This is a genomic window from Anaeromassilibacillus sp. An200, from assembly GCF_002160025.1.
Taxonomy (GTDB): domain Bacteria; phylum Bacillota; class Clostridia; order Oscillospirales; family Acutalibacteraceae; genus Caccousia; species Caccousia stercoris.
On sequence record NZ_NFJU01000005.1, the window covers coordinates 63462 to 76085 of the forward strand.

9 protein-coding genes are annotated in these 12624 nt (G+C 54.9%); 2 read left to right on the forward strand and 7 right to left on the reverse strand.

All coding sequences use genetic code 11. The features are described from left to right. Positions 1-144: 144 nt before the first annotated feature. From B5F35_RS03985 to B5F35_RS03995, 3 genes are all read right to left on the reverse strand, one after another. Positions 145-1779, reverse strand: a complete 1635-nt coding sequence (locus B5F35_RS03985; protein WP_087238295.1) for a hypothetical protein — start codon at positions 1777-1779, stop codon at positions 145-147. 635 nt (positions 1780-2414) lie between these two features. Beyond that, positions 2415-3626 (reverse strand): Gfo/Idh/MocA family protein, encoded by a 1212-nt coding sequence (locus B5F35_RS03990; RefSeq protein ID WP_087238297.1) that lies wholly within the window; start codon positions 3624-3626, stop codon positions 2415-2417. Position 3627: 1 nt separating this feature from the next. After that, a complete protein-coding gene (locus B5F35_RS03995; protein ID WP_087238299.1) occupies positions 3628-5574 on the reverse strand; it encodes a DUF5696 domain-containing protein in 1947 nt (648 codons plus the stop codon). Between the two features lie 190 nt (positions 5575-5764). Between B5F35_RS03995 and B5F35_RS04000 the strand changes: the two genes are divergently transcribed. Together B5F35_RS04000 and B5F35_RS04005 are read left to right on the forward strand one after the other, a co-directional pair. Further along, positions 5765-6673, forward strand: a complete 909-nt coding sequence (locus tag B5F35_RS04000) for an AraC family transcriptional regulator (RefSeq protein ID WP_087238300.1) — start codon at positions 5765-5767, stop codon at positions 6671-6673. 194 nt (positions 6674-6867) lie between these two features. Continuing rightward, complete coding sequence (locus B5F35_RS04005; protein WP_087238301.1) at positions 6868-8142, forward strand: EAL and HDOD domain-containing protein; 1275 nt, start codon at positions 6868-6870, stop codon at positions 8140-8142. A gap of 96 nt (positions 8143-8238) precedes the next feature. Here B5F35_RS04005 and ilvA read toward each other — a convergent pair whose 3' ends face one another. The 4 genes from ilvA to B5F35_RS04025 form a co-directional block, all read right to left on the reverse strand. Next, complete coding sequence (gene ilvA / locus B5F35_RS04010) at positions 8239-9450, reverse strand: threonine ammonia-lyase (RefSeq protein ID WP_087238303.1); 1212 nt, start codon at positions 9448-9450, stop codon at positions 8239-8241. 16 nt (positions 9451-9466) lie between these two features. Beyond that, positions 9467-9970, reverse strand: a complete 504-nt coding sequence (ilvN, locus tag B5F35_RS04015; RefSeq protein ID WP_087238305.1) for an acetolactate synthase small subunit — start codon at positions 9968-9970, stop codon at positions 9467-9469. A 28-nt stretch (positions 9971-9998) separates the two neighbouring features. After that, entirely contained in the window at positions 9999-11675 is a 1677-nt protein-coding gene (ilvB, locus tag B5F35_RS04020) for a biosynthetic-type acetolactate synthase large subunit (protein ID WP_087238307.1), read from the reverse strand. A gap of 365 nt (positions 11676-12040) precedes the next feature. Further along, positions 12041-12484, reverse strand: coding sequence for a hypothetical protein (locus tag B5F35_RS04025; protein ID WP_087238309.1), 444 nt, complete (start codon positions 12482-12484; stop codon positions 12041-12043). Positions 12485-12624 lie beyond the last annotated feature (140 nt).

Sequence of the window (12624 nt, forward strand, 5' to 3'; positions counted from 1 at the left end):
TGCGTTTGCCCTTATGAGCAATGAGGGAAAGAGTAAACTTGTGTGTAACCGTATAAAGAGATAAGGCGAACACATTGCGATAAATCCTTTATTTTCAAGGCTTTTGGAGGATTTTATTAAAGCACTGTAACCTCTGTTGAAAGGTCATAATTTACTGATATTCAAATTACTATTTGGCTTGGTGGAGGAGAAGCCATCCACCGTTACCTGGAGTGTTTCACGGCTCAGGGAAATCTCAATTTCCATGGACTCTCCCGTCACAGGAGCGGGCAGGCCGTCCAGCTTGGGATACTCACCGGATCCGTTGTTCATGAACTGGTAGTACCAGCCGCTGGAAGCATCGTAGCCCACATACAGCCAGTTGCTATCGTCCAGGTAATAGTAGAAGATACCGAAATTCTTGGTTTCGGTAGTCGGGCGGAACTTAAGGCTGAGCTTGTCAGCCTCCTGGATGGTTTTGTTGGGATCGATAACAACAGCGGGACCGTTAGCCTGTCCATAGGAATGTCCGCCGCCCACGCTGTTAAAGGCGATCCATTTTCTTCCGCCTTCCACCGGCGGCTCCGGATCGGTGCCGCTCCCGTCATTGGTAAAGGACAGCTGGCTTACCTCCAGACGGGTATTCTGGCTGAGCAGATAGCCGATTTTGCCGCCTGCAAGTCCCGTAAAGCCGTCAGGCTGCTCAAAAACGGCCTTTTTGCCGTTTATCGTGACAGATGCAATCTGATCCGCCGTATAAGAGACGGACAGCGTGATTTTCTCTGCCGGCTTGGCGGTAATACCGCTCAGCTCTTTGACGGTATTGGTTGTTCCGTTTACCGCCTGCACATACCATTTGCTCCCATCATGGCCGACGGCAGCCCAATGGTTCGCATCGGTATAACGGAACAGCACAGCATATTTCAGAGAATTTTTTCCGGTATCCGCAACGGGAACACGGAAGGTAGTTTCCAGCGTGCCTGCCTTCACGCCCTGCACGGACGGGGCGATGACATAGGCTTTATCCGTTTTGGTATTGCCATTCTCGTTTCCCGCCGCCACAAGACGGTGCTGGAAGGTTCCGCCAACGCTGGCTTTTTCCGCGGTCTGTCCATCGATATCTCGATACCAAACGTGGTCTCCGCTGTAAGGCTGGGCATCAATGGTCAGATCGGAGAAATAGACGGCGGTATACTCTGTGCTATAAGTACCCGCGCCAATACCCATTTTTCCGCTTTGATCCTTCAGGCCTACAAAATTGGGGTCGGTAACGGTGAAGGAGCCGCTTTTTTGGGTGGTTTCATTTTCCACCGTTACATTCAGGCCCTCGCCGCTCCACTCGCCGGAAATCACAACTTCATCGCCGGCGTTGAGAGCGGGAAGCCCGGTCATACCGGGATATCCTGATGCGTCGCCATTCTTGTACTCTGCAAACCAGTTTCCATTGCCTGCCCCATCGTAGGCCAGATAGCTCCAATGGCTGTCATCTGCATACTTGTTGACCACACGCAGGCGCGTCTGAGCCTTTTCGCTTTTCAGAACCAGTCTGACGGAAAACGCCTCATTGGTGTATGCACTATCGGTGAGATAAAAGGCTTCCGGCGTCCCACTGGGATTAAAGTGCCCGTTGCCATTGTTGGGGCCGGCGGTGACAAGCGTCATCTCCCTGCCGCCCTGTTCCAGCAAATCTGTGACAGGTTCTGCGGCAAAAACCGGAGCAGGCAGAGCGGTTGTGATCACGCTGAGGCCAATAGCCGCAGCCAGAAATCCAGACAGAAATCTCTGCAATCTGTGTTTCATGCCATTCTTCCCTTCTTTAAACGAAAATCATTTGCGTTTTCCTCTTTTGTGCCGAACGGGCAAAAATCCTTCCGGCGTATCTCAGCCCCCTTTTCTGTAAAAAACAAAGCTGCACTGGACAGAAGTATGTGGGGAAATAAAAGCAAGATTTCTTAAAATCTGGTATACCTCCCCCCTTTTTCTCCTTGATTTCAAACATGAGCGAGAATAAGCCAAGTGTCTGTTTTTAACAATTTTTACAATTTATTTCCAATCGAAGTATATCACTATCCGTCATCTATTTCAACATATTAAAAAGTGTTGATAATTTTTTGTAAATATGCCTAATTTTTCTTAAAAATTCGTATTACTCCAAAACGGGCAAATTCGATCTTCAAAAGCAAAGAAAGCAATAAATATAAATTTTGTGACAATATCATCATGCTTTTCTCCTGATGAAGAAGCAAAAAAAAGCAAGGAAAATAAAGGAAAAAGCAGGATTTCTTGTCTTTAGAAAATAGTCCGTTTTTTTGATACGATAATCCACCAGCCTTTTGAGGGTAAAAAATAAAATCAGCGCCCTTTGATGCGGTCCCAAAACCACATCAAAGGGCGCCTTACAATTCCTGTTTTCCGCTTTCAAAATATTGAAAGCGTTACGGCTGCCACGGGTCGCGGCGGAGCCATTTGCCGTTTGTAAAATCCGGGATCGCCATAGGCATCCCACCCATTGCGACGCTCTGCTCGCTCAGACAGGTGATGCTCATCCAGGCCGCCGCGTCGTACACATCAATGGGCGCGGGCGCATTGCGGCGCACCGCGTCGAGAAATGCACCTGTCACCAGCCAGTCCATACCGTCATGGCCGCCGCGCACACCCTCCTCCAGATAGCGTTTCCACACCGGATGCTCACAGGTCTCGCGGTATTCCTCGGCGTTGTTCCATTTTTCCTTCCACTTGAAATCAAATTCGTTGTCCTTTTTATCAAGGAACACGCTGTTGTTATCCTCCATGTACATGCCTTTCGTTCCCTGCACATGGAAGCCGCGCGAATAAAAGCGCGGCAGTGTGGTGTCCAGCGTCAGGCAGATCGTTTCTCCCCGCGCGCACTTGATGATCGTCGTCACCACATCGCCCTGTGCAAACGACATGGAGGACGCGTCATAATCCGCTCCCTTTTCCCGCAGAAGATACTCATGCAGCCCAGCCGCTTTGGAAGCTACGGAAACAAGCGTCAGCATCCGGTTGCCGCGGTTGATATCAAGTACATTAGCGATCGGTCCAAGCTCGTGCGTGGGGTAATTTTCGCCGCTGCGCAGGAGGTAATTGAAAAAGCGGTAATGCCGGTTTTCCCGGCCGAAGGATACCTCATCCCGCAGATCATGACGGTAGCCGCCCTGGCAATGGACAATCTCCCCCAGCATCCCCTGGCGCACCATGTTGAGCACCATCAGCTCATCGCGGCCGTAGCAGCAGTTTTCCAGCAGCATGCAATGCACGCCCGTCTGTTCATGCGTGCGCACCAGCTGCCAGCAGTCGTCGATGGAATACGCGCCGCCGACCTCCACGGCCGTATACTTTCCAGCCCGCATGGCATCGCAGGCCAGATTCAGATGGGATTCCCACGATGCCATAATCACCACAGCGTCAATTTCCGGCATGGCGAGGATTTCCCGGTAATCTCCCGTGCACACCGGCGACGGAGATCCCGCCTTCTCCACCATCTCCCGTGCTTTCACACGGCGATCCTCGTAGGTATCGCAGACCGCCGCCACACACACATCCTCACGCGGCAGGAAGCAATGCTCCAGAAGGCTGATTCCTCTGTTTCCCAGGCCGATCACACCCAGCTTCAACTGCTTGTCCATGTTATTCTCCTCCTTTTTCTGTCTCTTGCGCGCTGGAGCTTTTGACACAGCTTCCGTCACGCCAAATTTCCCAAGTATCCTCCCGGGTATTCACACGCACCTCCCAGCCGTTGGAAAAGAGCGTGCGCTGACGGTGCGGGTCCCCGTCCACAAACTCATGCAGAAGCATCTCCGCGAACACCGTTTCCCTTTGCAGATCGGAAACCGTCCGGCAGCGGCGGATCCGCTCCCGCAGCGTCATCTCTTCCCCGCCGCCAAAGGCACCGTCGATGTTCGGATAGGCCGGATCGCGCTCCAGATACGGCGCGCCCGCGTTCAGCAAAGCGTACAGCATATAGTCCCCGCCCTCCGGCGTTTTCTCCATCATCCACGGCTGGATCACACAGTCATGGTAGACAAGATTGAACAGGGGTACGGGCAGACCGGGCTGCGGCGCGCCGGGCGGATTCATCATAAACTCATACGGCGCGTAGTGGCAGAAAATCTGCACGCCCGCCGCCCAGTCGTTGACCTCCTCCGAGCTGGAGAGAATCCCCTGCGAAGCCAGGTAGAAGAAGCTGCGGCAGCGCAGGCGGTAGCTGTCCTCGCGCGTCATGCGGTGGCGCGGGTTGGCGCACTCATCGCCCTCGTTGCAGGTGAACACATCCAGATACGAGCAGTCGGGGTGGATGCCCGCTTCCCCGATGCGGGCAAGATTGCGCCGCAGAAAATAGCCGGCCTGCGTTGTGCACAAATAGTTCTGCGGCCCGCCCGCCCACATGGCGTGGCCGGGAAGAGAGCCGTCCGGATTTTGGCAGGCCAGATCGGGATCGTAGCTGGGAGCGTGATGGTAAAAATCGCGGTACTGGTCGTGCAGGCCGAGCAATCCTCCGCCCTCGTGCACCGCCGCCATCAGATCCAGAAGCCCCTCGGGGCCTCCCGCTTCCCCGCACACAGAACAGGCGTCCGGGTGGCAGTTGTCATACCCTGCCTGCGCCCAGCCGTCCACATGCACATAGAGCGGCCCCGCTCCGGCCTGCGTCAGCTCGCGGACATGCGCCGCGTGATCCGCAAAGGGAGTCAGGTGATCGTTTTTCCCTGGCTGCTCCGGATCGAAAAAACGGGACTGCGGATCCACATGCGTTTTGACGCTCTTGTGCAGGAAAGAGCATCCCGCCAGTGTACGCACGGAGGGAAGGCGCACCGCTTTTTCCTCCAGCGTGACAAGCCGCCCCTCCTCGCGGACAATCCGGCGGTAGGCTTTGCACAGATCGGTATAGGTGCATCCGGAGAAAAGGAGCAGGCGGAAACGCCGTGCCGTCATTTCTCCCAGGCTGCTCTCCAGCCAGATGCCCACACGCGTGGGGCCGCCCTCCCGCTGGAACACTTCATATCCCGCGTTGGCCGGGGTATCGCACACCAGCAGATAGCCCTCCCCCTCCCGGATCTGCCCGAACCAGGGCAGGTAAGCGTCCGCTGTGCCGAAGCGCCCGCCGAACGGGAGCCGTCCCAACGGAGACGGCCAATCATTGGGAATCAAAAGCCCCTGCCGCAGGGGCAGAAGCGTCTGCCAGTCGGCTCTCGCTTCGTCAAACGCCATCGGCCCCGGCCAGCAGATGTGGGCCATGCGTTCCTTCCCCGTAACCGGAAGGAACTCCAGATGCAGAGCTTCCGACGCCTCCTCCAGCCAGATCCTTGTTTCAAACGAGATCTCCTTCTCTCCCGGGAAGCGGCTGTAACGGCTGACGATCTCCTGTCCCAGGCCGGTTTCCCGGCGGATATACTCCTGTTCCAGCGCATCGGAAAAGTGCAGACGGTTTCCCTCCGCGGTGCAAAAGCCCGGTTCATAGTCCGCAGCCCACTCCCACTTCACGCCGCTGTGGGAAATCCGAAGCCTTCCTGTCACCGGATCCAGGCTTACATCGGTTTTCTTTCCGGTGATGTGGATGGATTTTCCGTTTCCTTCCATGGTACACTCCCTTTCTCTCCGGCTTCCCTTGTTCGGAAAACCGGGGGATCTTTGTCTTTTTTTGCAAAATCTTTTGTAAGTTCCCCGAATTTATGCTACTATGATCTTACATCATTTTCTCTTGCTGCGCTTATACTATTGTCCTGAAATCGTATAGTATTTCCGCTATTTTGCTCTGGGAGGGCCGTACATGGGATATGAAAGCACACGTCTCCGGCGGGAATTTCAGATCGATGAGCTGGTGACGATTCATTACTTTGAATATCCGCTGAATTTCGTATTCCACGGCGAATCACACGGCTTTTGGGAATTCCTCTATGTTGATCGCGGCAGCATCCGTGTGACGGCAGGCAATCAGGAACGCACGCTGACAGCGGGACAGGCCATTTTTCACGAGCCATGGGAATTTCATGCCTTCCGTTCCGTGGGGAAGCGTCCGCCTAATCTGGCCGTATTCTCCTTTCTGTGCGATTCCCCCTACCTGGACTTTTTCCGTGGAGCGGTGCTGACGCTTTCCGGCGAGGAGCGAGGGCTGATTTCCAAAATTCTCTCCAATGCGGCGGAGTGCTTCTCTACTCCGCTGCATGTCCCTGCTGTGGAAAAGATGGAGCTTCGCCCGGATGCTCCGGCCGGCTGCGCACAGGCGATTCTGCTCTATCTGGAGCTGTTCCTGCTCACCGTGCGGCGCGCCCGGACACAGACAAATGAAAGCCCGCATATGCTGCCGCCGCTGGAGGAGGTTCCCGAAGATCTGCCTCCCCGGGAGCTTCTGGCACAAGTCCTCTCTTTTCTGGAAATCCATATCAACGACAGGCTTACCCTTCCTGAAATCTGCGCGGCGTTTTCGATCTCCCGCTCTCGTTTGGAACGAATCTTTCACACCGAAAAGGGATGCGGCGTTATTGACTACTTTATTAAAATGAAGATCGACCGTGCCAAGGAGCTGATCCGAAATGGAACCATGAATATCACCGAACTTTCCTACCATCTCTCGTTTACTTCTCCCCAGTATTTTTCTCTCCGCTTCAAGCGCTGCACCGGCATGTCACCCCGTGAATTCCAATCCTCCGTCAAGGATTTGGCTTTGCATTTCCGGTGAAAATCATTTTGCAATTTCCAAATAAATGTAAGAAAAAATTATTTTCGTGATTTTGATCCCTTTATTTTTCTAAAGTCTCGTCGATATATATAAAAGCGGGAATTTGCGAGTCAATAAAGTATAATTTTTGCAGATATGAGAAAATCTGCCATTCGATAATCCTAATAACAGGGAAGAATGAGGAGGAATCAATTATGCGCAAATTTGTCGTCAGACAGCCAATCAAGGACCTCGACGGCGCTACCATCGGATATGAAATACTGTTTAACGTGGACAGCGGTCCCTACAGCGGAGATTACGCCGCTGCTGATACCATCTCTTCCTTCCTGCTGCAAAACAGCGACAAGGTTTTCTCCGATGGTATGACATTCATCACCTTCACGCCCAACCTTCTGTTTAAAAACACTCCCAGAATGTTCAAGCAGGGAGAGGTTGTCATACAGATTGAGGACAGCTTCATCATCCATCCCCTGGCTCAGAAGATGCTCGAAAAATACAAGGCGGACGGATATAAAATCTGCATGACGGATTTTCAGTTCACGCCCCGTTATTTTGCTCTTCTGGAATTCATCGATTTTATCAAGATTGATGTCAAGCTGATTTCCAACATCACCTCCATCGACAACATTCTCAAGCTGAGCAAGGCTTTCCATAAAAAGTGCATTGTCACCGGCATTGACAGCAAAGAGCTTTACGACAAGGCCAAGACAGTTCCCTTTGATTATTTTGAGGGCTCCTATATTGCGGAGGCCATGACCACAAAGGCCGGCAAGACGGCATATCTGCAATCCAACTTCTTCCAGCTGGTAGTGGCTGTAACGAAGGATATGCCGGATATGGACGAGATCGAGGCCATCATCTCAAGAGACGCATCCCTTACATACGCGCTCCTGAAAATGGTCAACTCCGCTTATTTTGCCCTGCGCCACAGAACCTCCTCCATCAAGCAGGCTCTCGTCATCCTTGGTCTGAGCCAGCTCAAGCAGTGGGTTTACCTTCTGAGCTTTGAGCAGAATGAAACCAGCCGCGGCTCCGAAGAGGTGCTGAAGAAATCCTTCCTGCGCGCTAATTTCTGCTCTGAGCTGTATCCGCATATTGATGGGATGCCGATCACGCAGGCTGACGCTTATCTGCTCGGCATGTTCTCCACCCTGGATGTTCTGGTGGATGCTCCTATCGAGGAGGTTATGGCTGAGATTCCGGTGGCCGACGAGGTCCGTACCGCCATTGTCTCCCAGGAGGGCATCTGCGGCAAGCTGTATCAGCTGATGCTGAGCTACGAAAAGGCCGATTGGAAGTCGATCGTAGTCTATGCCAACGAGCTGGGCATGGAAACCGATATCCTCGCGCAGATTTATTTTGACTGCGTGGAAATGGTCAACGAGATCTGGGAGAACTTTGCGAACTCCGACCTTCAAACAAGAATGGAGGAGGAGGTTCCTCACCACAAGAATTCGCACATTCAATAATTTTTCCGGCCGGATCACACGGCTGGATCAGAAAAAAGGCTGCCGCACGCGGGAAAAGCGTGCGGCAGCCTTTTTCTGTTGTATCCGAATCTTGTTTTACATCACCTTGGTGCTGTGGATGATTTTATATCCCGCGGCGGAAATCGCGTCGCGGATTTCCTTGACATGCTGGTGGTTCCGCGTCTCCATCTGAATACTCAGGAAGCATCCGACGATATCGGTATCGAGCCCGCCGTGGTCGTGGCGAACATGGATCACGTTGCCGCCGTGGTCCGCGATGATCGCGGCAATTTCGCGCAGCTGGCCGGGCTTGTCCGCCAGCTCAATCGTCATATCAGCCACGCGGCCCGCTTTGACCAGACCGCGCGTGATGACGCGGGAGAGGATCGTCACATCGATGTTGCCGCCGGAGATCAGGCAGACCGCCTTTTTCCCCTTGATATCCACCTTGTTGAACATGGCAGCAGCCACGGAGACAGCGCCCGCGCCCTCTGCGATCAGCTTCTGCTCCTCAATCAGCGTGAGCACGGCGGTAGCGATCTCATCGTCCGTCACTGTAACAACGTCATCAACGTATTTGCTTGTCAGGTCATACGTCAGCGTGCCGGGACATTTGACGGCAATGCCGTCGGCAAAGGTGGAAACGCGCTCGAGCGCGTCCGGTTTTCCCTCCGCGATTGCGTGCACCATGCCGGGAGCGCCCGCTGCCTGCACACCGTACACCTTGCATTTCGGATTGAGCGACTTCACCGCGAAGGCCACGCCCGCAATCAGGCCGCCGCCGCCCACCGGGACGATGACGGCATCCAGATCGGGGAGCTGATCGAGCAATTCCAGTCCGATCGTTCCCTGCCCGGCGATCACGTCCGGATCGTCAAACGGATGGATAAAGGTGCAGCCGGTTTCCTGCTGCAATTCACAGGCATGGCGATATGCGTCGTCGTACACACCCTTGACCAGCTCCACACGCGCGCCGTAACTCTTGGTATTCTCCACCTTGGAGATCGGCGCGCCGTCCGGGATGCAGATGATCGCCGGGATCCCGCTGTGCTGGGCGGCCAGCGCGACGCCCTGCGCATGGTTGCCCGCTGAGCAGGCGATCACGCCCTTGGCCTTTTCCTCCTCGGAAAGCTGGGAAATCTTATAGTACGCGCCGCGCAGCTTGAACGAACCGGTATTCTGCAAATTTTCCGTTTTCAGGTAAACCTCGGCTTCGCGGTTGATCTTCGGCGCGCGGATCAGATCCGTGGTGCGGATCACATTTTTCAGCACATACGCCGCATGATAAACTTTGTCCAGTGTGAGCATTGTTGTCCCCTCCGCTTTATTTCGGCATCGCCATCGCGCCCGTGCGCAGGATGCGCAGAACATTGTATGGATTATACAGCTCAATGAAGGAATTGATGGTGCCTGCGTCCCCTGTCAGTTCCAGGATCATCGAATCAGGCTCCACATTGAGGATATTGGCATGGAAGATGTTCGCGATCTCAACCAGTTTCTCGCTGGTCTGAAGCGTGCGCTCCACCTTGAGCAGCAGATGCTCGCGTTCCACGATCTTTTCCCGCTCGAGGACGTCCACCTGCACGATATCAATCAGCTTGGAAAGCTGCTTATCCACCTGGCGGACAATGCGGTCGTCACCCGAAACGACGATCAGGATCCGTGAATATTCCGTATCCTCCGTCTGTGCGGCAACGATGCTCAGGATGTTGTAGCAGCGGCGGCTGAACAGTCCCGCGATGCGCAGGAGCACACCCGCACGGTTGCGGGCCAGCACGGAGAGAATATATTCCTTCACCGGGGAAGGATTGCTGTTCGTGTATTCCATGAAGTAAGCCTCCTTTTCCGTCACGCGCTCAGTTGTCCATCTCGAGAATCGGGCTCTCCACGGAAGCGCCCGCCGGGACCATGGGCAGCACATTGATATCCGGGTCAATCCGGCAGTCGATCAGCACCGGTCCGTTCTGGGAAAGTGCCTCACGCAGAACCGGCTCCACCTGATCCGCCGTCTCGATCGTATACGCCTTCAGGCCGAATGCCTCCGCCAGCGCAGGGAAGTTTGTGGTGGGATCCACATCCGTCTGGGAGAAACGATTTTCATAGAACAGCTTCTGCCACTGGCGCACCATGCCAAGTACCTCGTTATTGAGGATCAGCTCCACAATCGGAACATGATAAGCGGCCGCCGTAGCCAACTCTGCGCAGTTCATGTGGAAGCTGCCGTCGCCCGCGATATTGACCACCGTTTTCTGCGGGTTCGCGATCTTCGCGCCGATCGCTGCGCCCAGGCCAAAGCCCATCGTGCCGAGGCCGCCGGAGGAAATAAACGTGCGCGGCTTGCGATAGGTGTAAAACTGCGCCGCCCACATCTGGTTCTGGCCGACCTCCGTACAGATCAGCGCATCGTCATCCGTAAGGCGGTCCAGCGTCTCGATCACCTGCTGGGGCGTCACGCCGTTCGGGGTTTTCGGCTCCTGGCGCAGCGGGAATTCCTTTTTCCACGCGTCCACCTGCTCCATCCACTGGGGATGGCTCTGCTGCGGGAGGAGTCTGTTAAAGCGCTCCAAAACCTCCTTGGCGTCGCCCTTCACCTTGAGCTGCACTTCAATGTTCTTGTTGAACTCCGCCGTGTCAATCTCGATCTGGATGATCGGGCAGTGGCGGGCAAACAAGCCCGCGTTGCACAGCACGCGGTCGGAAAAGCGCGTGCCGACGGCCACAAACAGATCACAGTTTTTAATGGCAAGCGCCGCCGTATTCGTGCCGTGCATGCCGAGCATGCCCATATAGCGCGGATCGGCCTGATCAAAGCCGCCCTGGCACATCAGCGAGCAGGCCACGGGGGCGTCGAGCCGTTTGGCAAAGACCCGCAGCTCCTCCTCCGCTTCGGAGGAAATCACACCACCGCCGCAGTAGAGGAAGGGACGCTCCGCGCGGGCAATCATTTCCAGCGCCTGACGGAAACGGTCCTCGATCGGAAAATCATGCGGCAGGGGCGGCAGGGGCATTTTCCTCTCATATTCACAGGTCTGCGCCGTGATATCCTTCGGAATATCCACCAGGACCGGCCCCTTGCGTCCGCTGCCCGCAATCTGGAAGGCCTCGCGCAGCGTGTCGGCCAGATCGTTGATGTCCTTGACGATATAGTTGTGCTTGGTGATCGGCATGGTGATGCCTGTGATGTCGACCTCCTGGAAGCTGTCGAGCCCCAGCAGGTTCAGGTTCACGTTGCCGGTGATGGCCACCAGCGGCACGCTGTCCATGTAAGCGGTGGCAATACCGGTGACCAGGTTTGTCGCGCCGGGGCCGGAGGTGGCGATGCAGACACCCGTTTTCCCGGTGGAACGGGCATAACCGTCGGCGGCGTGGGACGCGCCCTGCTCATGCGCCGTGCGGACATGATTGATTCTGTCGCGGTATTCGTACAATGCGTCGTAAATGTTCAGCACCGCTCCTCCCGGATAGCCGAACACCGTGTCCACTCCCTGCTCCAGCAGACACTCCATCACAATCTGTGCTCCTGTCAGTAACATGAAATACCCTCCCTTTCAAAAAAACAAGCCCGCCCCTATCCTTCGATAGAGACGGGCATTTTCTTACCATGCTCGCGGTACCACTCTAACTTCCCCCGATGGGGGCGCTCTGTGCGCATCTGTCAATGCGCTCCCCGGTAACGGAGGGGATCTCCGTGCGCGCTTACTGAGCCTTTCGGGCGGTTCGGCCGCATGCTCCGGGGTGATTTCAGCACAGGTCCCTCACCGCCTCGCAGCACCCGGCGGCTCTCTGAAAAGGGATTTTCCGGCTTCCTTCCCCATCCCAGCATCTGATTTTGGAATGTTAAGCTTTACTATACTACAGAATCAAAATCTTGTCAAGTCCTTGCGTCCTTCTCATGGCCTTATACCAGATTCTGTATGAGATACAACCGCTGATCCGGCGTGTGCCACAACAAAATCATTTCGCAATAATCCTTTGTGATACAGCAATACCGGCAATCTCCGTCGGGAATCTCCCACTCTGCCGGGACGTCCAGCCGCTCCAGGCACTCTGCGGCCGCTTGTGTCTCGCTGTCCGCATACCGTGTGGGAAGCTGCTCCTCCCGCCAGTCTACCAGATCCTCCAAAGCGGAATCGTCCTCGTATTCCAGAACATCATACCGGACACCGTCGCCGTGAAAGCTTGCTCCGGTATCTGTCTCATACAGGATGGTGTAGCCGGACGGAATGGTGAGATCCCAATTAGCCTTCAGGGTTTCCGCAAAGCTGATCCGGCGCATGCATCCACTGAAAAGGAAAAGCAGAACGACAGCGCAGAGCAGCATCACATTTCGCTGTTTTTTCATGGAAAACACTCCTCTCTGTTGCAGCGTAAGAGTATCGAAAGCGCGGCGTTTTGCCGTACTTCCACCGATGCCTTCATTGTAGCAGCGCCGCCCTTTTGCTGCAAGAACAGTCCTGTCACATTCCCGCCGGCAAACGAACA